This is a genomic window from Methylomonas rhizoryzae, from assembly GCF_008632455.1.
Classification (GTDB): Bacteria; Pseudomonadota; Gammaproteobacteria; order Methylococcales; family Methylomonadaceae; genus Methylomonas; species Methylomonas rhizoryzae.
In genome coordinates, this window is record NZ_CP043929.1 from 351,627 (window position 1) to 377,530 (window position 25,904).

25 protein-coding genes, 1 tRNA gene and 1 pseudogene are annotated in these 25,904 nt (G+C 54.0%); 9 read left to right on the top strand and 18 right to left on the bottom strand.

The window, feature by feature from the left end:
• Window positions 1-404: 404 nt before the first annotated feature.
• Complete coding sequence (locus tag F1E05_RS01590; RefSeq protein WP_150046241.1) at window positions 405-971, top strand: YceI family protein; 567 nt, start codon at window positions 405-407, stop codon at window positions 969-971.
• Between the two features lie 46 nt (window positions 972-1,017).
• Here the strand turns inward: F1E05_RS01590 and F1E05_RS01595 are convergent, their stop codons facing one another.
• Complete coding sequence (locus tag F1E05_RS01595) at window positions 1,018-1,665, bottom strand: DUF2959 domain-containing protein (protein WP_150046242.1); 648 nt, start codon at window positions 1,663-1,665, stop codon at window positions 1,018-1,020.
• A gap of 349 nt (window positions 1,666-2,014) precedes the next feature.
• On the opposite strand from F1E05_RS01595, the gene F1E05_RS01600 reads away from it, so the two are divergent.
• Window positions 2,015-2,102 (top strand) — tRNA-Ser (locus F1E05_RS01600).
• Window positions 2,103-2,275: 173 nt separating this feature from the next.
• Window positions 2,276-2,401 carry an Arm DNA-binding domain-containing protein gene (locus F1E05_RS20390; RefSeq protein ID WP_232056744.1) on the top strand — a complete coding sequence of 42 codons (126 nt, stop codon included), beginning with the start codon at window positions 2,276-2,278 and terminating at the stop codon, window positions 2,399-2,401.
• Window positions 2,402-2,652: 251 nt separating this feature from the next.
• Here F1E05_RS20390 and F1E05_RS01610 read toward each other — a convergent pair whose 3' ends face one another.
• The 14 genes and pseudogenes from F1E05_RS01610 to F1E05_RS01675 all read right to left on the bottom strand — a co-directional run bounded on the left by F1E05_RS01610 (window position 2,653) and on the right by F1E05_RS01675 (window position 17,076).
• Window positions 2,653-3,399 carry a beta-ketoacyl synthase chain length factor gene (locus tag F1E05_RS01610; protein ID WP_150046243.1) on the bottom strand — a complete coding sequence of 249 codons (747 nt, stop codon included), beginning with the start codon at window positions 3,397-3,399 and terminating at the stop codon, window positions 2,653-2,655.
• The gene (locus tag F1E05_RS01615; RefSeq protein WP_150046244.1) at window positions 3,396-4,604 is read right to left on the bottom strand and encodes a beta-ketoacyl-ACP synthase; all 1,209 of its coding nucleotides are present in this window, start codon (window positions 4,602-4,604) and stop codon (window positions 3,396-3,398) included. Before F1E05_RS01615 ends, F1E05_RS01610 begins: the two co-directional genes overlap by 4 nt.
• Complete coding sequence (locus tag F1E05_RS01620) at window positions 4,601-6,892, bottom strand: MMPL family transporter (RefSeq protein ID WP_150046245.1); 2,292 nt, start codon at window positions 6,890-6,892, stop codon at window positions 4,601-4,603. The genes F1E05_RS01615 and F1E05_RS01620 overlap by 4 nt, the downstream gene beginning before the upstream one ends.
• 2 nt (window positions 6,893-6,894) lie before the next feature.
• Window positions 6,895-7,515 carry a LolA family protein gene (locus F1E05_RS01625; RefSeq protein WP_150046246.1) on the bottom strand — a complete coding sequence of 207 codons (621 nt, stop codon included), beginning with the start codon at window positions 7,513-7,515 and terminating at the stop codon, window positions 6,895-6,897.
• On the bottom strand, window positions 7,512-8,132 hold the full coding sequence (locus F1E05_RS01630; RefSeq protein WP_150046247.1) for a COG4648 family protein: 621 nt from the start codon (window positions 8,130-8,132) through the stop codon (window positions 7,512-7,514). The genes F1E05_RS01625 and F1E05_RS01630 overlap by 4 nt, the downstream gene beginning before the upstream one ends.
• 2 nt (window positions 8,133-8,134) lie before the next feature.
• A complete protein-coding gene (locus tag F1E05_RS01635; protein ID WP_150046248.1) occupies window positions 8,135-8,398 on the bottom strand; it encodes a phosphopantetheine-binding protein in 264 nt (87 codons plus the stop codon).
• A 637-nt stretch (window positions 8,399-9,035) separates the two neighbouring features.
• Window positions 9,036-9,572: a VPLPA-CTERM sorting domain-containing protein gene (locus F1E05_RS01645; protein WP_150046250.1), complete on the bottom strand. Its 537-nt coding sequence runs from the start codon at window positions 9,570-9,572 to the stop codon at window positions 9,036-9,038.
• Window positions 9,573-9,669: 97 nt separating this feature from the next.
• A complete protein-coding gene (locus tag F1E05_RS20955) occupies window positions 9,670-9,828 on the bottom strand; it encodes a transposase (RefSeq protein ID WP_456299307.1) in 159 nt (52 codons plus the stop codon).
• Window positions 9,823-9,995: pseudogene (locus F1E05_RS20500) on the bottom strand (IS110 family transposase); the annotation flags it as partial. The pseudogene F1E05_RS20500 and the gene F1E05_RS20955, both read right to left, overlap by 6 nt.
• A 70-nt stretch (window positions 9,996-10,065) precedes the next feature.
• Entirely contained in the window at window positions 10,066-11,040 is a 975-nt protein-coding gene (gene glk / locus F1E05_RS01655) for a glucokinase (protein WP_150046251.1), read from the bottom strand.
• Window positions 11,041-11,051: 11 nt separating this feature from the next.
• Window positions 11,052-14,318 carry a glycoside hydrolase family 15 protein gene (locus F1E05_RS01660; protein ID WP_150046252.1) on the bottom strand — a complete coding sequence of 1,089 codons (3,267 nt, stop codon included), beginning with the start codon at window positions 14,316-14,318 and terminating at the stop codon, window positions 11,052-11,054.
• 12 nt (window positions 14,319-14,330) lie between these two features.
• Complete coding sequence (dcd, locus tag F1E05_RS01665; protein ID WP_150046253.1) at window positions 14,331-14,897, bottom strand: dCTP deaminase; 567 nt, start codon at window positions 14,895-14,897, stop codon at window positions 14,331-14,333.
• 102 nt (window positions 14,898-14,999) lie between these two features.
• On the bottom strand, window positions 15,000-15,467 hold the full coding sequence (locus tag F1E05_RS01670; RefSeq protein WP_150046254.1) for a copper resistance protein NlpE: 468 nt from the start codon (window positions 15,465-15,467) through the stop codon (window positions 15,000-15,002).
• A 103-nt stretch (window positions 15,468-15,570) separates the two neighbouring features.
• Complete coding sequence (locus F1E05_RS01675; RefSeq protein WP_150046255.1) at window positions 15,571-17,076, bottom strand: helicase HerA-like domain-containing protein; 1,506 nt, start codon at window positions 17,074-17,076, stop codon at window positions 15,571-15,573.
• Between the two features lie 277 nt (window positions 17,077-17,353).
• Here F1E05_RS01675 and glyQ point away from each other — a divergent pair, with 277 nt between their 5' ends.
• From glyQ to F1E05_RS01705, 6 genes are all read left to right on the top strand, one after another.
• The gene (gene glyQ / locus F1E05_RS01680) at window positions 17,354-18,256 is read left to right on the top strand and encodes a glycine--tRNA ligase subunit alpha (RefSeq protein WP_150046256.1); all 903 of its coding nucleotides are present in this window, start codon (window positions 17,354-17,356) and stop codon (window positions 18,254-18,256) included.
• A gap of 11 nt (window positions 18,257-18,267) precedes the next feature.
• Entirely contained in the window at window positions 18,268-19,320 is a 1,053-nt protein-coding gene (locus tag F1E05_RS01685) for an AAA family ATPase (protein WP_150046257.1), read from the top strand.
• Window positions 19,313-19,837 carry a hypothetical protein gene (locus F1E05_RS01690; RefSeq protein ID WP_150046258.1) on the top strand — a complete coding sequence of 175 codons (525 nt, stop codon included), beginning with the start codon at window positions 19,313-19,315 and terminating at the stop codon, window positions 19,835-19,837. The genes F1E05_RS01685 and F1E05_RS01690 overlap by 8 nt, the downstream gene beginning before the upstream one ends.
• A gap of 23 nt (window positions 19,838-19,860) precedes the next feature.
• A complete protein-coding gene (gene glyS, locus F1E05_RS01695; protein WP_150046259.1) occupies window positions 19,861-21,927 on the top strand; it encodes a glycine--tRNA ligase subunit beta in 2,067 nt (688 codons plus the stop codon).
• The gene (gene gmhB / locus F1E05_RS01700; RefSeq protein ID WP_150046260.1) at window positions 21,924-22,466 is read left to right on the top strand and encodes a D-glycero-beta-D-manno-heptose 1,7-bisphosphate 7-phosphatase; all 543 of its coding nucleotides are present in this window, start codon (window positions 21,924-21,926) and stop codon (window positions 22,464-22,466) included. Before glyS ends, gmhB begins: the two co-directional genes overlap by 4 nt.
• Before the next feature lie 148 nt (window positions 22,467-22,614).
• The gene (locus tag F1E05_RS01705) at window positions 22,615-23,181 is read left to right on the top strand and encodes a lysophospholipid acyltransferase family protein (RefSeq protein ID WP_332095594.1); all 567 of its coding nucleotides are present in this window, start codon (window positions 22,615-22,617) and stop codon (window positions 23,179-23,181) included.
• A 119-nt stretch (window positions 23,182-23,300) separates the two neighbouring features.
• Here F1E05_RS01705 and F1E05_RS20155 read toward each other — a convergent pair whose 3' ends face one another.
• The 3 genes from F1E05_RS20155 to F1E05_RS20705 all read right to left on the bottom strand — a co-directional run bounded on the left by F1E05_RS20155 (window position 23,301) and on the right by F1E05_RS20705 (window position 25,717).
• The gene (locus F1E05_RS20155) at window positions 23,301-23,438 is read right to left on the bottom strand and encodes a hypothetical protein (protein WP_190303221.1); all 138 of its coding nucleotides are present in this window, start codon (window positions 23,436-23,438) and stop codon (window positions 23,301-23,303) included.
• A gap of 113 nt (window positions 23,439-23,551) precedes the next feature.
• Window positions 23,552-25,459, bottom strand: a complete 1,908-nt coding sequence (locus tag F1E05_RS01710; RefSeq protein WP_150046262.1) for a DCC1-like thiol-disulfide oxidoreductase family protein — start codon at window positions 25,457-25,459, stop codon at window positions 23,552-23,554.
• A 129-nt stretch (window positions 25,460-25,588) separates the two neighbouring features.
• On the bottom strand, window positions 25,589-25,717 hold the full coding sequence (locus F1E05_RS20705; protein ID WP_255189959.1) for a hypothetical protein: 129 nt from the start codon (window positions 25,715-25,717) through the stop codon (window positions 25,589-25,591).
• Window positions 25,718-25,904 lie beyond the last annotated feature (187 nt).

The window sequence follows — 25,904 nt, forward strand, 5'->3', positions numbered from 1 at the left end:
GGATTTTGTGCATCTTCCGCATACACAGCTATAGACATAGGCAATGCGGAAATCAGTACCAAGGAGCAGTTTTCCCGATGTGATGTATACGGTTTTTCATCGTGTATTCCTCGTTGAATGACTAAAAACGGCTTCCCCACTATGCAATAACAACGCCACGGCCGTTCCATTTGGACCGTTTTGGCAAGCATTCAACTAAGCTTTAGCTGATGTCCCTGCCGGTCCGACGCTTAGCCCTAACCGAATAAAAAGATCTTTTCCTCGCTCCTGCCGGCTTCGGACTATTTCAACCTTGTTTGCCTATTACCGAAACTTCTCTACTCTAAACGGCCTCCAACCGCGCGAGACTGTCCATTCGCGCAACCACAAACTAACTTCATTTGACCCTATTCAAGGAGCATCCCATGTTCAAGCCGCTTGCTATCGCCGCCGCCGTTAGTCTATGCAATATTCCGGCGCACGCAGCCGATCGCTATACCATAGACAGCCGCCACACCTTTCCCAGTTTCGAAATCGACCACATGGGCTTTTCCACCCAACGCGGCCGCTTTGATAAAACGACGGGCAGCATCGAATTGGATGCCGCCGCCGGCCAAGGCAGCGTAGACATCCGGGTAGAAGCGGCTTCTATCAGTACCGGCTTGGCGGAATTGGAAGACCGATTGCGTAGCGCGGATTTCTTCGACGCCGGGCAATTTCCGACCGTCACATTTAAATCGGACCGGTTAACCTTTACCGGCGAGCAATTAACCGGGGTGGATGGGATTTTGACGATGCACGGCGTCAGCAAACCGGTGCACCTGGACGTGGAGCACTTTCAGTGCGCGATGAACCCCATCCGGATGAAATACGCCTGCGGCGCTAATGCGACCACCACGCTCAAACGCTCCGATTTCGGGGTCAGCAAATACGTGCCTATGATTGCCGATCAGGTAAAAATCGCCATCCAAGTCGAAGCGTTCCGGGATTGACGCCGGGCGGGGCTAAGCTCTGAGAATATGGCTTAAGTCGCTATTCTCAGGGCTTTTCCATGTTTTGGATGAAGGTGTCGGCCTCGTCTATGGATTTTTCCATCGCAGCGATCAATGTGGAAACGTCGGATTGCACGCTGCCTAACTGGCCTTTCAACGACGCTATCGCTTGCGCGTTCAAATTGTGTTTCAAATACAGCACTTGGTCGCGGAATACCGTCAGCACCGGCTGGATTTTGGCCTCCGCCTGCTTCATCGCCGCTATCAATTGTTTGTACTGAATTCGGGTGGCCGCCAGCTTTTGTTGGCTGTTGCGGCGCATGGCCACATTGCTGTATTGCAGCAACTCGGCTTCCCATTCGCTAAACAAGGCCTCGGACACATCTTCGATATCGCCGATACGTTTATGTACCTCGGTGGCCATCTTTTCGCTGGCTTGGTATTCGCCGTTCAATTTATCGTAACTCGCTTGCAAATCTCCGCCGTTGAACTGAGTCAATGCGGTGAACCGTTCCAATGCCGTTTTGAACTGTTGCTTGGTTTCTTGCTGGGTATCCCTGGCCTTTTCGACCCGATACACCATCACCTCCCGTTTAGGAATGCCGACTTGCTCCAAACCTTTGTAATAAAGACTGGAACAAGCCGTCAGGCCGACCAGCAAAACAGTTAAAACCAGTTGACGCGTTAAGTTCATGTTTCCTCCCGTTTATTGAGCTTTTGATGATAAAACATTCCGGCCGCAACCCTATCGAATCGCATCATGCAAATCATAATGACTGCGGATATTGACCGGTTTGTTGCCGATTCTTGCGGACATGTACAAGCCTATCGGTTAGTTTTGAACTTGAACCGCATGGCGGCTTGAGGAATTTTTGGGACACTCCGGTACTTTAATTCTTATCTGTGAAAATTGGGAAACTTCAGCGTGTAAAGCCACGATTATGATCCCGGCTTTCGCGCTTTCAGGCTCATGTGTCATTGGACAAGACTGATAATTGCAAAATCGACGGTTTTTTAGGATAATTAACAGGATATATTGAATTGGAGAGATGGCCGAGCGGTCGAAGGCGCACGCCTGGAAAGTGTGTATACGGCAACGTATCGAGGGTTCGAATCCCTCTTTCTCCGCCAATTTAAGAGTCTGAAGACATCTCGGACGATCCAAGAAACCCGCAAGCGACAAGGCTTAGCGGGTTTTTTATTGTCCATCGTCGTCTTATGTCGTCTATTGACATACCGCCATTCGTAACGCCAAGCCCAAAGAAAAAACCCTATAAACTTCAGGACGAAAAGGGCTTTATCTGTTGGTTAATCCCAACGGATCCAAGTATTTCCGCTACAACTATCGCTGCGCCGGAAAGCGCAAGACGCTGGCGCTTGGCATCTACCCGGATACCGCTTTAAAAGACGCTAGTAGTTCGTTCCATTAATATATTGACTAATTGAGCAAGCTCCAAGTCGAACTTTTTCCAGGCGAACATATTCGTAATCCCGGTCAACCGTTGGCGCCTTACCGGGAACCGGCGGCAAATAGGGAGCCGTTAAGCCGATGGCTTGAACCCCAGGTGTTGATCCCAGTCCACTGATAATGCCATTGCTGCACCTCGTTAAATAAAGGTAAAACATCGACAATTTCGACGAATTTAAATAGATGGGGCGGTTAAATGCTTACGAAAAGCGATTAAAAAACGACTTTAGTCTGCCAATAGGGCGCTACTATCGATAGCCGAATAGTCGTGCCGACCACGGGAGAATGCGTTAAGACATTGAGTAGCGGTGAGCAGGCCAATAGCGGTGATTCGGGATTGGAGCCGTGCTCCGGGGGGGTGGCCGGCGGCCTTCCGGGGTGCGGAGGGCCGAGTAGGGCGATGGCCGAATCCTGTTGTTCCGCTGCAAGGATCAAAGCCGTTGCCAGCGGGCCGCTGCCGTGATGCGGAAATAAATGGGCGGGCCAGTGTTCGTCATAGTAAACCAGCAACAATTCGCCGCCGTGGCAAGCCAGTTGCGCCCATGCTTCCAGCACAGCCATCGCCAACGTGTGGTGTCCGCCGGCAATGGCCGTTGCGGGTCGGCGGTTGCCGTGGGCGATGCTCCAGTAGCCGGCGACGCTGTTTTGTACCGAGTTATGGAAATCGCTGGGCGATACCAAGCCGTCCGCTTTAGCCAATTCCGACAACAGCCGGTCGGTGGTTTGGATTTCTCCGGCTACGCTGGCGAACACGGCCGGTAAATCAGCCGGCTGGCGCAAGGCATTCGCGCAGGCTTTTGCCGCTGCGCTGAAGGCTAATCGCATGGATTGGCTGCTGCGCCGGCGCAAGACCGGTGGCATTGCATCCCGTTCCACCGCGTCGCATGCAAACGGCAAGCCGGTCCGAAACTCGTCCGCCGCCGCGCATACGGCATATGCCAATACGCTCATCGCTTTCATAAGGCTGCCTCCAGCAATACGCTGGCGTTGTTGCCGCCGAAGCCGAACGCGTTGCTTAGGATCAGACGCGGGGCTTGATCGACCATCGGCTCGGCGCTCACCGGTAAAGCCAGACTAGGGTCGACGACACGTAAACCGCAGGTACCTGGGATAAAGCCGTGTTGTAAAGCCAGTAGGCTGACGACGGTTTCCACGGCGCCAGCGGCGCCTAAGGTATGCCCCAACAAACCTTTGACTCCGCTACACGGCGGCGGATGGTCGAAAACCTGCAGGATGGCTTTGGCTTCGGCTGCGTCGTTCAGCTGGCTGGCGGTGGCGTGCAGATTGATGTGATCGACCTGTGCGGGTTCGCGGCCAGCCAAGTGCAAGGCCATGCGCATGGCTTGGGCGGCGCCGTAACCTTCCGGATGTGGTGCGCTCATGTGGTGCGCGTCCGAACTTTCCCCTACAGCCAGTAGCCGGGGACAAGCGAAATTGTGCTCGCTAACCCGCTCCAAAAGTAACAAAGCGGCAGCTTCGCCGATATTGATGCCCTGCCGTTCGACGTCCATGGGGCGGCAGGGTTTTGCATCGATCAATTGCAGACTGTTAAAGCCCCGCAAGGTCAAGCGGCACAAGCTGTCTACCCCGGCTATCAACACCGCGTCGCAAACGTCGGCGCCGATCAGGCGTTGCCCGGCGGCCAGCGCTTTGGCGCTGGACGAGCACGCGGTGGATATGGCGTAGCAAGGTCCTTGCAATTCCAATTCGCGTTGTAAAAATTCGGCGGTTGCTTGCGCGGTGTGGGTGCGCAGGAAATCGAAGCCGGCCGGCATGGCACCTGTCCGTGACCATTCAAAATAGCCGGCTTCGGTTTCCAGAATTCCCGAGGTGCTGGTACCGAGTAGCACGCCGATGCGGTCGGCGCCGTAGCGGCTGCGAGTGGTCAATAGTGCGTCGCGAAAATCCATTTGCGACAAGGCCAGCAGTGCCAGTCGGGCATTGCGGCAATCGTAGGCGGATAGCTCGGCGCGCGGTGCGGACAACGGCTTGCGGATTTCGCCGACCACGGTCGCAAACGGCAGCTCGAACAGGCTTAACGGTTTCAACAGGCTGCGATTGACCAGCAATGCCTGAGTTAAGGATTCGACGTCGTTACCGGCTGCACTGGCGCATTGGAACGCGGTTACGGCAACCGCAGCGAGGGCGGGCTGAGGCGCCGTCATATTTCGGCTCTACGCGGAATCAGCAATGGGCAAAGCAAAAAACCTAAGCCCACACCCAAGCAGACCGACAGCGCCAGAATAGGCAAGGTCGGAGTTTTACCCAAACCCAAGGCGGCGAATGACGCCAGGGTGGTCAGAGTAGACGCGGCGATGGCATGATAAGTGATCAGGCTGTCGCGGCTGTTCCGGTCGATAAAAAAAATACCGTAATCCACGCACAGGGAAATGGCCAGCAGCAAGCCTATGACGTGCAAAAAGCTCAAGGCTTCGCCCAAGACTGCCCAGGCGCCGAAAATGAACAAAGTGGCCGCCAAGCACGGTAATAGCGTCAATAAGCCGATGCGCACGCTATGTTGTTGCCAAGCAACGCAGAGGCCCATCGCCACTATTCCGAGTGCCAGCATCCACAATGAGCGGTCGCGGTAGCGAGCGGCCAAGGCGTCAAGTTGATCTTTTTGACTGTAGTAGCGCACACCCGGCAAGCCTTGCAATGCATTTGCGACCACGGCCGGGTCGTGATCGCCCAACCACAGGGCAAACCCGGCACCGTGCTCGGTTTGCAACGATTGGCCGGCGAGAATTTGTTGGACCGGCGACGTCAGCAGTGCAGCCGAATCCAGAAAATCATGGCCGGCCGCGCGTAGCGCCAATTTGTCGGCCGCCAAACCTTGTGCGTTTAACGCGGCGTGCCAAGTCTCGCGAAACTTTGGCGTGATGGCGGCGTTATAAGTCTCGCTGTTGCGGTGTTGCAATTGTTGGGATACCAGCCAGGGAAATAAACCTTGGTAGCCGCTCAAGCGAGCTTCCCCTTGCAGCGTTTGCAAGCGGCGTTCGGCGGCCTCGCTGCGCTGCAATGCGGTTTCCAAATCGTCGGCCTGGACCAGCACGAAGCGGCCGGGTTCTATGTGAGAGAAGTGGCTGCGCACTGCTTGATCTCGTTGTTTTAGTTCGTCCATGTTTAACGCCAGATTTTGCATATCGTCCATCCAGCGCACTTGCGGCAACCAGGCGATGGCCACTAGGGCGGCACAGCCGAATCCGATTAGCAAGTGCCGGCGCCGGCGTCGGCAGAACCCTAACCAGCCGGCTATGCCGGGTAATTCGACCGGGTGCAAGACGACATTCGCCAACAGGGCCGGCAAGACGTAGCGGGTCAGGAGCAACGCGGCAACGATGCTGAATAAGGCAAAGGCCGCAATTTGTTCGAAACCCGGAAAGCCGCTGGAACCCAACGCCGCATAACCGATGACAGTGGTCAAACCGCCCATCGCCAGGGCAGGCCACAGCAAGCGTGCCGCCTGATGCGGCGTTTCGCCGTGCTTGGCCGCGTGCACCATCACGTGTATGGGATAATCCACGCAAATGCCGATCAAGCTGGCACCCAAGGCCAGGGTCAGACTATTGACTCGTTCGAACAGCACGGCAATGCCCAATGCTCCGCACAAGAAGGCCGCGGCCTGGATCAGCAAGATCCAATGCAAAGCCGCAAAGGAGCGGAACAGTAATAAAAACACCGCAATCACCCCAGCGCCGGAGGCTGCCGACACCAAACCGACGTCGCGGCCGATTTCCCGTTGCGCGGCACTGCTGAACACCGGTACGCCGGCCATGGCCAGTCGGAACGAACTTCCGTTCTCGGCGTTCAGCGCCGAGAACGTTGTAACAATTCCGGCTTGCAGGCGAGTTTGCGCATCGGCGTCCAGGGCCGCCGCTCGGCTGTTGAGCAACAGGGCGCCGTCGGCCGTGGCCGATACGAATTGCTGTTTGATCCGTTGAAAACCTTGCAGCGACAATAACAAAGGGTCTTGTTTGGCTACCGTTTTGACGAATGCGGCTTGCGGCGACAACAAGGCTTGTTTCAGCCCGGCGGCTTTGGCCGGCAAGGCCGCCGGATCGAATATCGCCGCTGCGTCCGCTTCCGGATTCAAGCTGAAAATGCCGGCATGATGAGGAGCATACGAAGTCAGCGCATCGACCCAGGCGCGCGGCGGTTGTTTGGCTAGCCAGACCTGTTCCACGTCTGCCAGGTCGGCCAAACGCTTCACCAACTGATTGCTGAAGGCAGCCAAGGTGGTCTGTTCCGCGTTGGCCGGCGCTTCCACTAACAGCAAATAGCGTCGAGATAGCTCGCCGGATTTAAGTAGATTGGCCAGCAAACGGGAGTCTGCATCTTCGGTGGCGGTGAAAAACGCGTTCAAATCCGATTCCACCCGCAATTGCCAGGCGGTGAGTGCCAGTAGCAAAGGGCATAGCCATAAAAATATCCGTTTACGCCATGGCAAAGACACCGCTATTCTCCGGCCGCTTCCCGTAGCAACGCGTCTATGGTCATGCCGCCGCCGGCTTCGGGTGCGGACGCGCCGATACGGTAGCGAGTGATTTCACCGTCCGCTTGACGTATGCTGATGTCGCGTTGCCGGGTGTCGCCGTTACCGGCGATTTCTATGCTGGGCAGACCGGTTTCGGCGGCAGCAGCCTTAGGGGTAAAACGTAGTTGCCAGCCGTTGCCTAGCGGGTGCAAGGCAATTTCATAGTCGGCTTGCAGCTGTTCGATGCGGCCTTGCAAAATGGCACGGAACGCGGCTATTTGTTGTGCGGCGTCGCCGGCCGCCTCGATAGAGGCGCTATGTCGCTGCTTGTTGATGGGATCCCAGTAATACAACTGCTCGCCGGCAATGGCCATGATGACCCGCTGCGGGACGGTTTGCAGTTTGACCAAATTGCCGGTGGCGTCGGTTAGCATAAAGCCTTGTGCGTGCCAGGGTTGGCTGGCCAGTTCCAATTCGCGGGTTTCCTCGTAGCGGTAATAGCCGGGTCCCGTTTGCTTCAGCAATTGCACCCAGTTTGCCGGTTCGCCGTCGGCCCAAGCGGCGAACGGCAGCCATGCACATAGCCAAATCCAATAGTTCATGTACCGCTGTTTTTGAAAGCCTTGTGGCCGTTTAAGGCAAAAAAGCGTACGGTTTCCAGCACCGGCGGGATGTACAAATCCGGAAAACGCTTGCGCCGGTACAGCCATTCGCCGACGACTAACAGCCCCATCAACAGATAAACCAGTACGCCGGTATACACGGCCCAGACCTGTTGGCCGGCCAACAGTGGTAGCACCGCGCACACCGGCACGTTGAGGGCAAAGAACCAGGTCCACGCCTGGGTGACTTGCCGTAAGTATTCGGCGATGCCGGGCTCGAGTTCCGGAAACTGCAAGCGAACCAAGCGCTCGCATAGCGACGGCGGAGCCAGCAGGGTATGGCCGAACAAGCATGCCAAGCAAAGATAAATCGCTGCCGGCAGCAGCCAAATCCAATAGCTGGCCGCCGATTGGGCTGCAATGACCAGCATGGCGGACAACGCGAAGCTACCGTAACGCCAGGATGCTTTGGTGAGTCGCCAGCCGCGCCATGCCGTCAGCGCGGCGAACGTCAGCAACACCAAAGGTGCATAACCTTGCCGGGCGAAATAAGCGCTGAGAAACGGGTAAGCCAGAAACAGGCCGGCAATCGCGATGCCGCGCAATGCACCGAACATGGCTAACGGGTGCGTTGATCGGCGACGAATTCGGCCAGAGAACGTAAAGACGCGAATATCTGTTGGTTGCGCTGGTCGCCGGAGGTGATTTTGATGCCGTATTGACGATCCAACATCACCCCAATTTCCAAGGCATCTATCGAATCCAAACCCAAACCGTCGCCGAACAGTGCGGCATCGGCCGATAGGTCTTCCGGTACCATATCTTCCAGGCGCAAGCCTTCGATGAGCATAATTTTCAATTGGCTGATCAAATCGTCTGACATCGCGATTGGCATTCCGTTGTTAAAGCCGCGATTCTACACAAATTTTCGGTCCCGGCCAAAAAGCCTTGGCATTCCGGCGGAAAATTTCAAGCTAGTTGTCGCCGCAGTGTAAAAAAACTTATGCGGCAATTTTATACGGGTTAGCACTCTCCTGAGTTAATGGGCGTGGGTTTCGGTGTGATCCGGATTTACGTGCACGGTATGGATCCTGTTCCGGTTGCGGGTCTGTTGACTCCGGCGTCTCGGATTTTGCCGACGAGCGTTTTCATAAAGCGCTTTGCGTTGAGCTAACAGCGTTTCGTCCACTCCCGCATGGCATTGGACCGGGGTGACAAAGCCAAGAGCGCGATGCCGATGCTCATGGTTGTAACCGCTGCACTGAATCGCCTACCCATTGCCCTGCCTCTGCCAAGACCCCTCTATTTCCGGCGTCACTGCACGCTGGTTAGGTTTGGTACCGTCGGTGATATTCGGCGGAACGATGACGCCGGTGGTAGTGGTAGTTGCTGCGACGGCTAACCCGGCAAAAAGACTTGCCTTAGCACCGAGACGACGGCTGAATCAACCTGTGTAGTACGGATGCCGACAGGCGATCCGCCAATTCCAAACCACTCCGCAATGCGTTCCACGGATTAGCTTACCCAGCTTGATACGGGGCTCGGTATTGAGAATAGAAACCAAGGCCTACTAGGCCGGTAAGAAAAAACCACAGAGCAGCTGGCAATGGTACAGGCGCTGTAGAAAACGTTTGAGAATAAAGATAGCCGTCTTTATAAATATCTATCTTGATGCTGGATAAATCGATCCAGCCATCGCCGAGAACTAAAAGTTTCACAACACCTTGTAAGTCTCCCCAGTAGTCGCCGCTAATTGAGGCGGCAGTACTGCCAGGTCCTTCGGATAGCTCGGTAATCGGGTCAGAAAGGAAAGGAACGTCAAGTAACGAGTCTTCAAAAAAACTAGTGCCAATTTGAACAAGACCATTTGCTGATCCGTCAGACCAATAAAATCTTACAGATAGAACGCTATCTGAATAAGGGGACGGGATGCCGGTATAAGCTATATCCTCAAAATGAAAGTAATAGGCTCCGTCTTGACCATTAATCGTTCCTGCGTTGGCAAAGCTTGAGATTACGAAACAAAACCAAGCTACCAGATAGTGTTTAAATTTCATAATTTACCTCTAAAATGGATGCGTTTTGATGTAATGTTTTACATCGGCTTTTGATTTTTATTAGGGTTCAATTGGTTGATAAGCGCCTAGCAAAAAGTTAACGTGTATTTTGAGCCAATCCTCGTCCAATCTCATCAATGGCGTTTTCAAGCTCGTCGGGAGTAAACCTTTTGAAGGGCAACCATTCATATTTCATTTGGCGCCACAGCAATTCAATTCGGTTCAACTCAGGACTATAAGATGGCAGGAAATGCATGCATGAATCGAACGGTTTGGCGGATTTTAAGACGCCAAAAGCGACGTGAATCAACTTACGCATCATGGCGCCATTAATGAGCTTGTTGGGTTTGCCGGTATCGGCTAATCGGCTGCGGAATGGTTTGCCCCCCAGGCTGTTTTATAAAGCATCACCATGGCAGGCATGTTAAAGCGGGGGCGAGCCGGATGGGCGTACCATGCACAGCGGCGCCCGCTACGGACGTTAAGATTAACCTTATGCAAAGTAATGCATTGCGCCGATCAACGGAGTTTTCGGGTTCAACGCCAGCTTCACGGACATGGTGCTGAGCAGAGTTTCGAACCGGCCTTTGGCGACGAAGTTTTGCAACAAATTGCCGTTTTCGAGCGCGCCGCGTATTTTCGGCCCTATCCCGCCGCCGATGAATATCCCGCCGGTGGCCAGCGATTTCAAGGCCAGATTGCCGGCTTCGGCACCGTAAACCTCCACGAATAAATTCAACGCGGCGGTGCAAGCCGGGTCTTCGCCGGTTATGCCCAATCTGGAGATGACGGCGTTGCGGTCCATGCCTTTGATTCTGGCCGGGGGGACGGCCGGGCAGGCCGGTGCGATGCCGCTATCGACTACGAAATCGTATAAATGGCTGAACCCGGCGCCGGACAGAATCCGTTCGTAGCTGACGTGAGTCGGAAACCGTTGCCGTAGAAATTGCAGCAGTTGCTCCTGCAGCGGCGTTTGCGGGGCGAACGAGCAATGCCCCCCTTCGGTGGCGACCGGATGGTGGCGTTCGCCGTCCCAATAAAGCATGGCTTCACCTAAGCCGGTGCCTGCGGCGATGACGGCCATATTGCCGGTATGCGATTCCGCGTTGGGATTTAATTCGACGAAATCGGCGGCCGGCAGGTGCAGCATGCCGAGCGCCATGGCTTCCAGGTCGTTGAGTAGCCTGACTTTGTCGGTTTGCAGGCGGTGTTTCAACGAGGCGCCGTCCAGGCTCCAAGTCAAATTGGTGGCGAAGCAGCGCTGGTCGACCACGGCACCGGCAAAGCCTATGCAGGCCGCATCCACTGTTACCTCGGGCGGCAGGAACAAATCCATGATGGCCTCCAGGCTCGGATATTCGCCGCTGGCGAAGGTTTGTTCCTGTTGGATGCTCAAGCGACCGGCGCCGTCCCGATCGACTAAGGCCAAAATGGTTTTGGTTCCGCCTACGTCTCCGGCCAATATCATGCGTGTCCTCGTTAAGAATGATGTTGATTGAGCAAATGCACCAGTGCGTCGAGTATGGCGTTGGCGACCGCATGGGGCGGCAATTGATAAAAGGCTTGCCAGGCCAAGGATACGTTGTCTTCGTATTTGTTTTGGTAATCCGGGTGGGCTTGCAGCCAGGCGATTCGGACGGCGTGGCCGATCAGGATGTCGGTGACCAATACGTCGTCTATGCGCAGGTCCGGATTGTTTTTCATGATGAAGGCCAACGCTCTGAGCGCCTCGACGGTCAGCTGCCGGTAAACCGGAGCCTGGATTTTGTTCAGCACGTGGTTGATGTGCAGTTTGAAGCTTTGTTCGCCCGGCGTCATTTGCGCAAGCAGGGTTTCGCTGTCTATACGTCGGTTGCTGTTATATTTTTCGCCGAGCATCAGGCCTTTGCAGCGATGCAGCAGCAGCCAGACGCCGCCGAAGAATTCCTCGTTTTCGCGGCCGAAATTGCCTTGTTGTTCGCGCCAGGCATACCAGTCTTCCGCGTCGCCGACGTGTTTGGGATTGATGCTTTCCGGGAAGCGGGCCGAACTGAGGTCGCAGCGGCTGCCGTCGGTTTGCAGGGTTTCCATCCGGCCCAATTGGGTTTCGCTGTTGGCATAATCTTCCAAGGTGGCGCGCAACAATTGCAGCACCGCGTGCGGAGGTAGCGCCATGATGGCTTCGAACGCCTCGTCCAGCGATTCGCATTTGGCCAGCCTTTTTTGCCGGGCGATGATCAATTGCAATATGTGGCCGACGCGAATGGTGTGCATGTCGGCGAACAGGGCGTGATTCAACTTGATCAACATGCCCAGGTAAAGAATCAACTCCTGAATCAGTATTTGTTGGCTACCTTCGCCGGGGTTGAAGGCGCGGATGATTTCCAGGATTTGCCAGGAATCGGCGGGTCGGCGCAAGGTGGCTTTGCCGCTGTAGGCGCGGCCGACGGTCAGGCCGTGTTGGCGGACCAGAATGTCGGTGGCGCTTTGTTCCAGATTGATGTCGTATTTGCCCAATAAACTGGCGCAACGGCGGATCACCTTCCAAACGTGTCGGTCGGCGGCCCGGCTATAGACTTCTTCCAACAAATCGCAAACCGTAGCCGCCTGACCGAAATCGTTACCAAGGCCGCAAGCAAATTCCAAACCGTGCCGTTGCACCAGTAGGTTCAGCACTTCCAGTTGCGCGCACAAATTGCCGTTGCGCCGCAATTCGTCCAGTAACAGCGCGTCGTCCGCCAATTCCCATTGGGTCAGCTGCAAACACGAGACGGCTTCGAGCAACTCCGGGTTCGCCGGAAGCACGTTGGCAAATGGCCGTTCCGGTTCCCGCCAGACGGCGGCGGAAAATTTGAAATCGTGTAAATAGCCGATTTTCTCTTGATAGACCTGAGGAGCCGCGGCGCTTAGCGACTCTAGTTGAATGGGGGTGCCCTGCAGATCGCCGCTTTGCAGCTGCTGGATGAAATCGAGCAAGACTTGGCGGCTGTCGCCGGCCAACATGTTGTGTTTGACGTCTATCACCATCAGCGGCAAGCCGGGTTTGTCCCAATGCCTGGCGACGTAGGCCAGTTCCAGGCGCAAGCGCTGAATCAGCAGTTGGTTGTCCATCGCCAGATAAAAACCTTTTTGGCTGACGAACTGCGGCAGGAATAGCAAGCGCTCGCCGGCGAGCTCGTACAGCTTGGAGGTGGACAAGGTGCGTAGCTGGCGCAACGGACGCCCGCTCAGCCTCATCCGGTCGTTGCGGCCGACTTGGGTATAGGCGGCAGCCAATTCGCTGGCTTCGCGGACTTGGATAGGGGCTATCTCGGCCCGGGTTTGGCTGGCGATGCCTAACGCCGCCAATTCGTTTTGCACCTCGGCGTCTTCGGCCAACAGGGCGATTTGCACCCGGGCCGGGTGGCGGCTGTGACGTTGCCGATGCCGGCCCAAAGGATCGATGTCGGCAAGGTCGAGAAACCCGTCTTGAACCAAACAGCCCAAGATGAACAGGCTTTGCGCCCATACCAGGGGCACGTTTTCGTTCGGTTGCCGGGTTTGGCTGTGCGGATCGGTTTTTTCGGCTTCGACCGCATCGGCCGGCACCCAATACAATTCCGGTAGCAACCATTGACCGCGATCCTCGACCCGCAAGGCTTCCAATTTGCGTCGGTAGTCGGCGGCGCTGTGCGTATCGCCGTTAAACAAGCCGTTCAGCAACAAGTAACAAAAGAACAGCGGCCACTCGCATTCGATGTCGGCGAATTGCTTCAACTCGTTCGGTTCGTAATGCAGGCGCTTATGGTCTTCCAGTACGGTTTGATGACCGTCCAGTAAAAAGCGTTTGCAGCCGTAACGGCCTTGCAGTTTTTCGACGATGGCGGCCTGAGTGCGTTGCCGCAGCTCCGGATCGTCTACCGCGAAGGCCGGAAAGCCGGTGACACTCAGGACTGCGGCGTCGACTTCTTTGGAAATGGACTCGCGCGGCAGCAAGGCTTCCAGCGTGATGCGGGTGCGGGCGATGTCGTCGCTGACCACATGGACGATGGCGCTTTGGCCGCCGTCTTTGCCGAACAGGTTGAAGTTGGCCATGGCTTCCAAGGCCGCTTTGGCCATGCCGATCGAGCTGGCGTTCAATTCGGCGATGCCGTGATTCATCTTGTTGCCGCGTTCCCAGATGCCGTAATCCGGGGTGCGGTAGGTGCGACTGACGTAATGCACCAGATTTTGTACGAAGTTGACTTCGTCCAGGCTGAATACGATGCGCAGTCCGGACTCGGTCATTTGCGCCAGCATCAGCAGAAACAGCGAAGTGGCGTCCAGTTGCAAATGTCCCCATTCCCGGTCGCCGACCACCACGTTGCCGCTATGCGTGTCGTATTTAGCGTGCAGCGCATCCAAAGGGTCTTGGCTGTGCTTGAATTTCTCCACTTTGTCGGCCTGCTTCATCATGGAGGTCAACAAACCGCGCATCAGTTTGACCACGCTTTGTTCGAGTTCGTAACGTCGATCCGCGCGGGCTTCGGCTTTGCGATAGGCCAGCGCCAAGCCCCAAGCCGCCAAAATGCTGTATACGTTGTCCCTGACCCAGGCGTCGGTGTAGTTGCCGTGCGTGGTGATGGCGGTGCTGGCGGGCAGCAGGCCGGTGATCCAGTCTTGCCTGTTCAGAATGATGCCCTGAACTTGCCGGTAGTATTCGTCCAAGCCGGAAAGCGTGTCGACCGGCGCGGCGTTTACCGGGCTAGGCATGGATGCGGTCATTTGACTGAAAAATGGTTTATACATGGGACTCCGGCGCTAGGCCTTGGGTAAAGTCACTCCCAGCTGTCCTTGGTACTTGCCGCCTCTGTCCTTGTAAGAGGTTTCGCACACTTCGTCGCTGCCGATAAACAGCATCTGCGCGACGCCTTCGTTGGCGTATATTTTCGCCGGCAGCGGCGTGGTATTGGAGAACTCCAAGGTGACGTGGCCTTCCCATTCAGGCTCCAGGGGGGTGACGTTGACGATAATCCCGCAGCGGGCGTAAGTGGATTTGCCCAGGCAGATGACCAACACGTCGCGCGGAATTCGAAAATACTCCACCGTGCGCGCCAACGCAAACGAATTCGGCGGGATAATGCAAACGTCGGAATGGACGTCGACGAAACTGCCTTGGTCGAAGTCTTTCGGATCGACGATGGTCGAGTTGATATTGGTGAAAATTTTGAATTCGTTGGAGCAACGGACGTCGTAGCCGTAACTGGATGTGCCGTAGGAGATGATGCGGCCTTGCGAGGATTCGCGAATTTGGCCGGCTTGAAACGGTTCTATCATGCCGTGCCGCTCGGCCATGCGGCGTATCCATTTGTCAGATTTGATGCTCATGTTGCGGGTGCTGGTTATTCGATGGAATGAGTCGCCAACATAGCATATTTTCCCGGCGCAAAGCGCACCGGCGTCGCTTTATCAACGCCGGTGCCGGCCGGTTTAATGGGCGTGCTCCGGCGGGTTTTCCGTTACGTCGGTCCGGCGCAGAACATAGCGGCTGGCTAGCTCGCCGGTGTAGGCTTTGCCGTGGTCGTCCAACTGCATCAATTGGCCGTCCCCGATTCGGTATTGGTGGGTGTCGCCGGCTTTGCGCGGGGTCAGAGAAATCGTCTGGCTGGCTTCGTCCACGCTGTATTTGCCTTTCTCGACGAAATCGCGCGGCGACCTGCCGACGTACTGGGTGATCAGAATATAGCTGCCGTTTTTGTTCAGCGCTAACGAGGTTTTCAAGCCCATGCAATCGGCGCAGGGTAAAAAACCGTTGTATATGCCGGGCCAATCCATTTTTTTAGCGGGGTGATGCGCTTCGTCGTGGGGTGCGGATTGAGCCGAAGCGTTGCCGCAAAGCAAGCCCGAGGCCAGAATCAGTGCTGAAATCGATTTTAGGGTGGTAGTGATTAGCTGCATAAATGTCTCACAATTTTTCGGACTACAGTGCGAGGGTTGAAACAAGCCGGCCGTTCGAACAAACCGCCGGCGGAAGCGGAGTATGCAAAGGTTTGCGCGGACGTCATCGGCGCTTGCCTCCGCCCAGCAAGGAGCCCAACACGCCACGGATGATTTGTTTGCCGACTTCCTGGCCTATGCTGCGGGCGGCGCTTTTGGCGGCGGCTTCCAATACGCCTTCGCGGCGGCGGCTACGTTTGCCGGTGGTATTGCCGCCGAGCAGTAGATCGGTCAAACCGAAATCGCCGTCGCTCTCGGCCGGCTGCCGTTGTTCGCGGGATGAATTAGTCCGATCTGGTTCCGCGCGCTGTTTCAGGATTTCGTACGCCGATTCCCGGTCCAGTGCTTGTTCGTAATGCCCGAATATCGGCGAATCGGCGATAAGCTGACGGCGCTCGCCGGCCGTCAGTGGGCCGACTTGCGAATGCGGCGGCCTGATCATCGCGCGTTCGACCGGGCAGGGGATGCCGTTTTCGTCCAGAAACGACACCAGAGCTTCGCCAACCCCAAGTTCGGTCAGTGCCGTTTCGACGGCTAAATCGGGATTGCTGCGAAAGGTTTGCGCAGCGGCTTTGACGGCTTTTTGATCGCGCGGCGTGAAGGCACGCAATGCGTGCTGTACCCGGTTGCCGAGTTGGCCGAGCACGTTATCCGGAATATCCAGGGGATTTTGGCTGACGAAATAAACCCCTACGCCTTTGGAGCGGATCAAGCGCACCACGTGTTCAATCTTCTGTAGCAGCGCGGTCGGTGCGTCGTTGAACAACAGATGGGCTTCATCGAAAAAGAACACCAGCTTTGGTTTATCCGGATCGCCGGCTTCCGGCAAATTTTCGAATAATTCCGATAATAGCCACAACAGTACGGTGGCGTAAATTTGGGGCGAGTTGTACAAGGTTTCGGCGGCCAGAACGTTGACCACGCCGCGGCCATCGACGGTTTGCAGCAGGTCGTTGAAATCCAGGGCCGGTTCACCGAACAATTTGTCGCCGCCTTGTTGTTCCAGCTGCAGCAAGCCGCGCTGGATCGCGCCGACGCTGGCGGCGGAGATACTGCCGTATTCGTCGCGCAACTGTGTTGCGTGTTCGGCTGCGTATTGCAGTATGGCGCGCAGGTCTTTCAAATCCAACAGCAACCAGCCTTGGTCGTCGGCGATTTTGAACACCGCGTTGAGCACACCGGCTTGGGTGTCGTTCAGGTTGAGCATGCGTCCCAACAATAAAGGCCCCATGTCGGAAATCGTGGCGCGAAGCGGATGCCCGTCTTTTCCGAACACGTCCCAAAACAGCACCGGCACGTTTCGGTAGTCGAAGTCTGAAAGCGCCAGCGCCTCCACCCGGGCGGCGATTTTGGCGTTGCCGCCGCCGGTTTTGCCGAGGCCGGACAGGTCGCCCTTGACGTCGGCCATGAAAACCGGCACACCCAAGTCGGAAAATCCTTCCGCCATGGTTTGCAGGGTAATGGTTTTGCCGGTACCGGTCGCGCCGGCAATCAAGCCGTGGCGGTTGGCCATGCCGGGCAGCAAGTGGATGGGTTTGTCGGTTTGCGCGACTGACAGCGGTTGGCTCATGTAGGCATCCGGAAAAATTTTCGCTAAACCATAGCATGCTTGAGTGATTTTCGGCAGCTAACCGTTGCAGAAAGCTGCTTATCGACGTCACCCGGAATCGGCGCGGAGCATGCGACTGACTCGCACGGTTTGGGCTAAAGCCGTCCGGTTTTGAGATGCCGGGAATCATAACCGCGTTACGGGATTACGGCCCCTGCGGGAACCCGGCTCAGCCCTGTCTGAGCCGGGTTTTTCCGTTATAATCGCGCCACTTTTCATCAATTTATGTGGACGTAACGTGTCGACTAACAACGATGTCTCAACTTTTCAAGGCTTGATTCTGACTCTGCAACAATATTGGTCCGAGCAAGGCTGCGTTTTGTTACAACCCTTGGATCAGGAAGTGGGAGCGGGTACTTTTCATCCGGCCACTTTCCTACGTGCCATAGGACCGGAGCCTTGGAACTCGGCTTACGTGCAACCGTCGCGTCGCCCGACCGACGGCCGTTACGGCGAAAACCCCAACCGTTTGCAGCATTATTACCAGTATCAGGTGGTGATGAAGCCGTCGCCGGACAACATCCAGGAGCTGTATCTGGGGTCGCTACGCCATCTGGGCTTGGATTTGCTGGAGCACGACATCCGTTTCGTCGAGGACAACTGGGAATCGCCAACCCTGGGCGCCTGGGGCTTGGGCTGGGAGGTCTGGTTGAACGGCATGGAAGTCACGCAGTTTACCTACTTCCAGCAAGTCGGCGGTTTGGAATGCAAGCCGGTGACCGGCGAGATTACCTATGGCCTGGAACGCATCGCGATGTATCTACAAGGCGTGGAATCGGTGTTCGATCTGGTCTGGACCCGCGGCCCGCAGGGTGTGGTGACTTACGGCGACGTGTTCCACCAAAACGAGGTGGAGATGTCGGCTTTCAACTTCGAACACGCCAACGTCGAATTCCTGTTCCAATGCTTCGATACCTTCGAAGCGGAATGCCAAAAACTGCTCGAACAAAACCTGCCCTTGCCAGCCTATGAAATGGTCTTGAAAGCGTCCCACTCGTTTAACCTGCTCGATGCGCGCCACGCCATCTCGGTCACCGAACGCCAGCGTTATATCTTGCGGGTGCGGAATCTGGCCAAGTCGGTCGCCGAAGCCTACTATGCCCGGCGGGAGAGTTTGGGTTTTCCGATGTGTATTAGTTAAACGGAATTAACGTGAGCGTATTTTTCAATTCGGTACAAATTCGCAACTTCAAGTCGCTGAAAGATGCGACTTTGCAGGATTGCAAGCGGATTAACGTGCTGATTGGGAAGCCGAATGTCGGTAAGTCGAATATTTTGGAGGCGATTGGGCTATTTTCGTTGCCTTATGTCAAATACAACAAAAGCAAGAAAATTACTCAGTTTGTAAAGCTGGAAAATCTTGCGGAGATGTTTTTTGATGGTAATACAGAAAATGCCATTGAAATTCATGCTGACGATGGAAGTGTCTGTTTTGCAAGGTATTTAAGATCCCCGCCAAACCATCATGAGAGCGTCGAGATTGATATTAATTTAAAATCACATATTGAAAACATAAGCCCACGCTCAAAAATTGGTTACGAAGAACATTCGTTCTCTATATACCATGACTTAAAATATCATGCTCTTTACAATAGAAAGAACATAGGCTCGAAAGTAAAATACTTTAAATTTCCTGATAAATTTTCGTTTAAGCCATATTCATATATTTCAGGATTAGTGCCGCCAAGCGGCGAAAATATTCTAGACTTGGCGCAAAAAGAACCTCTTAAAAAAGAGATTTTAATGCTGTTTGAAGAATATAAGCTTAATTTGTTATTCGACAGAACAGGTCACACTTTAAGAATTGTAAAAATCCTGAGCAACGATTCAATCGCGTCGTTTCCATTCAGTTCTATTTCTGATACTTTGCAACGCATGGTGTTTTTTAAAACCGCGATTTCCTCAAACACCGATTCAATCCTGCTATTCGAAGAACCTGAAGCCCACTGCTTCCCGCCGTATATCGCTCATATCACCCAGGAAGTCATTGCTGCCGAAAGCAATCAATTTTTCATTGCAACTCACAGCCCCTATGTAATGAATGATTTTCTTGAACGTGATAGGAATGAATTAGCGGTATTTATTATCGACTATCAAAATGGGCAAACGGTGATTAATCGCTTAACCGATACCGAATTAAACGAAGTCTACGATTACGGCATAGACGTGTTTTTTAACTACGAGCGATTCACGCAACATGGATAATCATATTTTGCCGGAGTGCTATCTGGACACTATGTTGACGGAAACCTTGGTGAAACCTGTTTCCGGCTATAACCACCAGAAAGGCTGTAGTACCGTAACGAGCAAAATGCAAAACTGTAAAAGCCTCAAAGATAGTTTTGCCGTCGGCATATTGGATGACGACAAGAAACAAACGCCCTATTTAAACGAATTGAAATTGCTTGCGAACAAATCGGGGTTAAGGCTTTATAAGCATCCGCAAAAGCACCATTATCTGATTTTGCATCCGCCTATCGAACAATGGATATTGGATGAGGCAAAATCGGCCAATATCGATTTAAGCGCCTACGATTTACCCGACGAACGAAGTGCGTTGCAAAAACAAACCAAAACGGCCACCAGCAAACACGATTCGCGATTCAAACGGTTATTTCGCGATTTGAAAGCCGGCGACAGTTTTAATCGGTTATCGAATTGGCTCTGTTATTTAAAACAGCATCCCTACGATGCCTGTATCGAACATTTACAACACCTATAAACTTTGCACCATAGGCAAACGCTGTGACGATCACTCAAGATTTATTATTCGAACTGGGCGGCGAAGAACTGCCGCCCAAATCCTTGAAAAAACTCAGCCAGTCGTTATTGGACGGCATGGTCGCCGGCTTGAAAGACGCCGGCTTGAATTTCAGCGAGGCCAAGGCCTATGCCACGCCGCGCCGTTTGGCCGTTCTGATTCGTAACCTCGACAGCCAGCAGGCCGATAAAGTGGTGGAAAAACGCGGCCCGGCCTTGCAAGCGGCCTACGGGCCGGACGGCGCGCCGAGCAAGGCAGCTTTGGGCTTTGCATCCAGTTGCGGTGCCAGTTTCGAGCAACTGGAAAAACTGGAAACCGACAAGGGTGCGTGGTTGATTTTCAAGCAAGCGGTCAAAGGCCAGCCGACCACCGAATTGATGCCGGACATTATTCGTAAAAGTCTGGCGCAATTGCCGATCGCCAAGCGCATGCGCTGGGGCGATTACGATCACGAATTCGTGCGGCCGGTGCACAATGCGGTGTTGCTGTTCGGTAGTGAAATTATCGACGCCGACATCTTGGGCTTGAAAACCGGCCGCCATAGTTTCGGCCATCGCATGCACGCACCAAATCCGATCGAGTTGAGCCATCCGGACGAGTATGTCGAAAAATTGTTGACGGCGAAAGTCACCGTCGATTTCGAACAACGCATGCGGCAAATCGAAACCGGCGCCCAGCAGGCGGCGACTGCATTGGGCGGCATCGCCCATATCGAGGAAGAGTTGCTGGAAGAAGTCGCGGCCTTGAACGAATGGCCGGTGCCGGTGGTCGGCAATTTCGACGCCCGCTTCCTGGAACTGCCGCAGGAGGTGTTGATCACCACGATGCAGTCCAACCAGAAATATTTTCCGGTCAAGAATGCGCAAGGCGGCTTGCTGGCGCATTTCATTACCTTCGCTAACATCGAAAGCTCCAATACGGCTTCGATTCGCGCCGGCAACGAGCGGGTGGTATTGCCGCGTCTGGTCGATGCCGAATTCTTCTGGAAACAGGATAGAAAGCAATCCCTGGCCGACCGCGTCGACAGCCTGAAAACCATCGTGTTTCAAAAAGACCTGGGCACCTTGTTCGACAAGACCGAACGGGTCGCCCAACTGGCCGGTTTGATCGCCGAACAGCTTGGCGCCGACGTTGCGCTGGCAAAACGCGCCGCCTTGCTGGCCAAGACCGATTTGCTGACCAACATGGTTAGCGAATTCACCAACCTGCAAGGCACCATGGGCCGCTACTACGCGGTGGCCGACGGCGAGGATGCGGCGGTTGCCAATGCCCAGGAAGAACAATATTTTCCGAAACAATCCGGCGGGGAGATTCCCAAAGCCCCCATCAGCGTGGCGTTGGCCGTGGCGGAAAAAATCGACACCTTGGCCGGCATCTTCAGCGCCGGGCTGATTCCGACCGGCGACAAGGATCCTTACGCCTTGCGCCGCGCCACCTTGGGCATCTTGCGCACCCTGATCGAAAACGGCCTGGATTTGGACGTGGCCGAGCTGTTGGACGCAGCCTTGGCGCAATTCAGCCATAAGTTCGATCAGGCCGAAACCCGGCAAAAAGTCGTCGGCTTCATCTTCGATCGGTTGAAAGGCTATTGCCTGGATCACGGTTTCAGCACTGACGAATTCGAGGCGGTGTTGGCGGTTAATCCGACCCGGCCGTTCGATTTCTGGTTGCGGATGAAAGCGGTGCAGTCCTTCCGCGCCCTGCCGGAAGCCGAAAGCCTGGCGGCGGCCAACAAGCGCATCATCAATATCTTGAAAAAGTCCGAGCAGCCGGTTTCGGAAACCATAGGCGCGCTGGTCGAAGCGCAGGAGAAAAATTTGCTGGTTGCCGCCGAGGAAGCTGAAGCCGCGATTCTGCCGCTGTTGGCCGAGCAAAATTATCCGTTGGCTTTGAGTCGTTTGGCTCAGCTGCGCGATAGCGTCGATGCCTTTTTCGACGGCGTGATGGTCAATACCGAAGATACTGCCTTGCGTAACAGCCGGCTGGCGTTGCTGGCCAAGTTGTCCGGCCAATTCTTGAATATCGCCGACATTTCCAAGTTGCAAGCGTGAGCCGGCGTTATGTCGTGTTGGACCGCGACGGCACGATAAATCTCGATTCCGCCTCCTTTATCAAGTCGGCGGACGAATGGATTCCGCTGCCCGGCAGCTTGGAAGCCATTGCGCTGTTGAATCGGCATGGTTTCGCGGTCGTGGTAATCAGCAATCAATCCGGTGTAGGACGAGGCTTATTCGATCCGGCTACTTTGGATGCGATGCATGCCAAGATGCGCCGGCTGGCAGCAGCAGCCGGGGGCTCAATAGAGGCTGTATATGTTTGTCCGCACGACCCGGAGCAAGGATGCGACTGCCGCAAGCCTAAGCCCGGCTTATTTCTCAAGTTTGCTGCCGATTTTGGCGCGGATTTGACCGAGGTTTACGCCGTTGGCGATTCGTTACGCGATTTGCAAGCCGCTGAGGCGGTGGGTGCTAAACCGATTTTGGTGAAAACCGGTAAAGGCGCCGATACCTTCGCCAAGCACCCCGATTTACTTTGTCCTATTTTCGATACTTTATATGACGCCGCTCATTTCATCGTCTCGCAAAGCTGATTTGCGAGTGATCTTAGGTTCTACTTTATTTTTCATTTATGTGGTGTTGTCCACGCCGATAGTCGGTTTGGCGATTCTGGGTTGTTACTTTATGCCATTTTCCACGCGTTATAAGATCGCGGACATATGGATAGATTATTTGTTGTTTATGCTAAAGCTGTGTTGCGGGTTGAGTTATCGGGTGGAGGGGTTAGAGAACGTTCCGCTAGACCGCGCCGCGGTGATTCTCAGCAAGCACCAATCCGCGTGGGAAACTATCGCCCTGCGGCAAATTATTTCGCCGCAAACCGCCGTATTGAAAAAATCATTGTTGCAAATTCCGTTCGGAGGCTGGGCATTGGCTACCTTAAAGCCGATTGCTATAGATCGCAGCAACCAGAAAGAGGCGTTGAAGATGTTGTTGGAGCAAGGAACCGCTCGCTTGCAGGAGGGATTGTTTGTATTGGTGTTTCCCGAAGGCACGCGGGTTGCTCCCGGAGCTAGCAAAAAATTCAATGCCGGCGGGGCGATGTTAGCTCATAAATCCGGGTTTCCGGTTATCCCTTTGGCGCATAACGCCGGGGAATTTTGGCCGCGGAATAGTTTTTTGAAGTATCCGGGGGTAATTACTGTGAAGATTGGCCCGGAGATTAGCACTCAAGGTAAGAGCTCCAAAGAAATCAATGCCGAAGCGGAGCAGTGGATTGTAAAAACGATGGATGAGATGGCGACTTAAGGCTTTAAGAGTGCTCCGTGCTTAACTCGGATGGAGCGGTAGAATATCAAGTAGCCATAAAACATAAGGCCCACTGACGTGGGCCTTACTCAGGAAGTTTTTAGTCCTGTCAAAGCTGCTTACTGAAGACCGCTGCCTTGTTGGCTAGGTGTGCCGTAACCTTTCGGTTTTGGGTTGCCACCGTCTGGATCGTCCATGCAGCCGCTCAAGCTAACAACCATAAGAGCCATGGCCAAAAGGGTAAATACTTTCTTCATAACATCCTCCGATCTAATATTAGGGTTATTATAATTTTTGCGCGCCCTAACAGGACACGCGGAATTTTATAACATGACAAATTGGCACTTGCAAGAGCCAATTTCCAAATCGCTTACAGAGCGTCGATGTCGGCCGGCAGATCGATTTTAATTTCTCTGCCGTGCCACTGGGCATAACCTATGCTGGACCATGCTCCGGAAAGGTTGTTTTGCCGAAGATTGGCTTCCCACTCGAACGGTGCCCGAATTTTTTTCATTTTGACGATAAAGCGCGTGCCGTCCAGAGCTAGGCCTAGTTTATGCCCCCAGAAGGCGGTGACCTTCATGATGAATTTTTTCAGTCTTAATTCGTCGATATTGGGCGTAACCGCGATATTGGCCCACATGGAGTGCACACGGCCCCAGTTAGGCGCCAGCAGTCGGCCTTGCTCGTTGACGAAAGGCAACCATTGTTCGTTACCGTTGCCATCAATATAGGTAATCGCCAGCAGGTGCTCGTAACCGGCGAAGTGATCGTGCAAATACAAGGCGTGCGGGGTAATGCCTAAAAAGGTGTGGGAAAACATTAACAGCGCGTTGCTCATGTCGGCTAGCGCACTGGAAAAGGCGGTTTGCCGGGTGTCGATTTCGTAACGGTACAACAAGCCGTAATGTATGCTGCTGTTCAGCTGTAATAGGATTATAAACGCTAACGTTTTAGCGACTTTATGCAGGTTCCGTTTTGTTTGCTTGTCGTTTTGCGAGGCGAACAGCAAGTCGTATAGGCTTGGAGATGGCGGTGCGCTGATGCTGGAAGCACAGGTGATGTCACAGTCGAGCCTCGCTCGATTGTCGGCAATGCGCCGATAGATGCGCTGCGCAATTTGGCGTATGCCCGGTAAGGATAGGCCGTAGCCGAATACGGCCGGATAACCCATGGCGATTAAAATGCGCGCATAGGTGTCTATGCCGCTATAGACTTTTCCTTGGCGGTCGACGGCGTACAAATCGGTCAACAACGTTTTTTGCTCCAGCCGCATCAGTGCCGGATAGTCTTGGGCATGCAATTGGGCGGGTTTGAATTCCACGCTACGGCGCACGTCGAAGTGATTTAGGGTTAGCACGGTGCGATTGCACAACGGACACTGTTGATCGTATAGCACGGCTAACGAGGGTTCGAGTTGTCTTATCCGGGCACCTATTTTTCGGTACCAAGACAGTGGCATGACCAGCGCGTAGAATATCAGCATGCCCAATCCGAACGGGTAAATGTTAAACGACAGGGTAATGCCAAGATGTAGGCTTATGCCTATCAGAAAATAAACGGGCCGCAGTAGCCGAAAATCGAAGAGGAACGGAAAGCTGAATTGGAAGGCTAAAATCGTATAGCCTATCGCCTTTTGTAGGCTTTCCTGATTGAGCAGCCACGACATATCCAGCGCGGACAAGTAATAAGGCACCGAAGAAGGTAGCCAGGCTCCCAATCCGTTGCGCCAATGGGGGGCGAATAGCTTGTGGATGGCCGAGTCGAAATACAAAAAGCCCAGGCAAATCAGTACCGGCAACAAATAGCTGAGCCTGGAAACCTGATTTGGTTGATATTGCGAATAATGCACAAAGGGCTGGGCTAATTTTTTACGTAACGCGTCTATCGCGAACGCTTTATCTATCGGCATGAAAAGTAGAAAAAAATTCGCGCCGATCATGAAAAGATCGAAGCCCCCGTCGAAATCGCGTTGCATGGGTGTGAAATTGACGAAGATCAGCCACAGCAGGTAATTGGCTATGCTACTGAAGCGGCAGCGATAGCCGATGGCTAGGCAAAATGCGATGACCGCCCATAGCCATAAGAAACAGACGATCATTGGGAATTCGACGTCTATATAGGGTATAGGGTCGAAAATCAAATGGTTGAAATAGATTAAGAACAGAATTTCCTGCAGGGCAACAAGCCCGTATAGCAAGCGGAACAGACCGACTCCGGTTGCGGGGACCTGTTGGTTGGACAGGGCGAAAACTTTGGAATATAAGCGTTTGTACATCTTCAGGACGGCTAAAAATGTACAAATTATAAGGTATTAGCCGATTAGGAAAAACTGGCGGGCATAAAAAAGGCGGCTTCCATTGCGGTGCCGCCTTTATTCAGAAAAGCTAAGCTTACTGCTTGTCGCTTACTCTTCGTCTTTAGGTTCGGCAAACACCCATTTTACGAAGAAATATCCTGCAGCGATAATGACTACCGCTCCAATCATGCCTGATGGTTCTTTTAACATTTCTGTCAAGTCTAAGATCGCTCCCATGGGTGCCTCCTACCTTATTGTTAATTGGTCATTGTTATCAAAAAACGCCGAGACCGGCGCCAGAGCGCCATATGTTACTTTAGCTAACTTTAATGTCAAGCAATTGATAATCTTCGAAGAAAGAGTGAGCTTGAAATTGCCAATACGAGCGAATAGAAGTAGTATGCACCTTTAACTTGTTGCATAA

What these genes read in the sequence shown, in the direction of transcription:
- F1E05_RS01590 (WP_150046241.1), top strand. Translation starts at nt 405, where the DNA reads ATGTTCAAGCCGCTTGCTATCGCCGCCGCCGTTAGTCTATGCAATATT.
- F1E05_RS01595 (WP_150046242.1), bottom strand. Translation starts at nt 1,665, where the DNA reads ATGAACTTAACGCGTCAACTGGTTTTAACTGTTTTGCTGGTCGGCCTG.
- F1E05_RS01610 (WP_150046243.1), bottom strand. Translation starts at nt 3,399, where the DNA reads ATGAAAGCGATGAGCGTATTGGCATATGCCGTATGCGCGGCGGCGGAC.
- F1E05_RS01615 (WP_150046244.1), bottom strand. Translation starts at nt 4,604, where the DNA reads ATGACGGCGCCTCAGCCCGCCCTCGCTGCGGTTGCCGTAACCGCGTTC.
- F1E05_RS01625 (WP_150046246.1), bottom strand. Translation starts at nt 7,515, where the DNA reads ATGAACTATTGGATTTGGCTATGTGCATGGCTGCCGTTCGCCGCTTGG.
- F1E05_RS01630 (WP_150046247.1), bottom strand. Translation starts at nt 8,132, where the DNA reads ATGTTCGGTGCATTGCGCGGCATCGCGATTGCCGGCCTGTTTCTGGCT.
- F1E05_RS01635 (WP_150046248.1), bottom strand. Translation starts at nt 8,398, where the DNA reads ATGTCAGACGATTTGATCAGCCAATTGAAAATTATGCTCATCGAAGGC.
- F1E05_RS01645 (WP_150046250.1), bottom strand. Translation starts at nt 9,572, where the DNA reads ATGAAATTTAAACACTATCTGGTAGCTTGGTTTTGTTTCGTAATCTCA.
- F1E05_RS20955 (WP_456299307.1), bottom strand. Translation starts at nt 9,828, where the DNA reads ATGCATTTCCTGCCATCTTATAGTCCTGAGTTGAACCGAATTGAATTG.
- glk (WP_150046251.1), bottom strand. Translation starts at nt 11,040, where the DNA reads ATGATATTGGCCGGAGACGTAGGCGGAACCAAAACCATTTTGGCCTTA.
- F1E05_RS01660 (WP_150046252.1), bottom strand. Translation starts at nt 14,318, where the DNA reads ATGTATAAACCATTTTTCAGTCAAATGACCGCATCCATGCCTAGCCCG.
- dcd (WP_150046253.1), bottom strand. Translation starts at nt 14,897, where the DNA reads ATGAGCATCAAATCTGACAAATGGATACGCCGCATGGCCGAGCGGCAC.
- F1E05_RS01670 (WP_150046254.1), bottom strand. Translation starts at nt 15,467, where the DNA reads ATGCAGCTAATCACTACCACCCTAAAATCGATTTCAGCACTGATTCTG.
- F1E05_RS01675 (WP_150046255.1), bottom strand. Translation starts at nt 17,076, where the DNA reads ATGAGCCAACCGCTGTCAGTCGCGCAAACCGACAAACCCATCCACTTG.
- F1E05_RS01690 (WP_150046258.1), top strand. Translation starts at nt 19,313, where the DNA reads ATGGATAATCATATTTTGCCGGAGTGCTATCTGGACACTATGTTGACG.
- F1E05_RS01705 (WP_332095594.1), top strand. Translation starts at nt 22,615, where the DNA reads ATGCTAAAGCTGTGTTGCGGGTTGAGTTATCGGGTGGAGGGGTTAGAG.
- F1E05_RS20155 (WP_190303221.1), bottom strand. Translation starts at nt 23,438, where the DNA reads ATGAAGAAAGTATTTACCCTTTTGGCCATGGCTCTTATGGTTGTTAGC.
- F1E05_RS01710 (WP_150046262.1), bottom strand. Translation starts at nt 25,459, where the DNA reads ATGTACAAACGCTTATATTCCAAAGTTTTCGCCCTGTCCAACCAACAG.
- F1E05_RS20705 (WP_255189959.1), bottom strand. Translation starts at nt 25,717, where the DNA reads ATGGGAGCGATCTTAGACTTGACAGAAATGTTAAAAGAACCATCAGGC.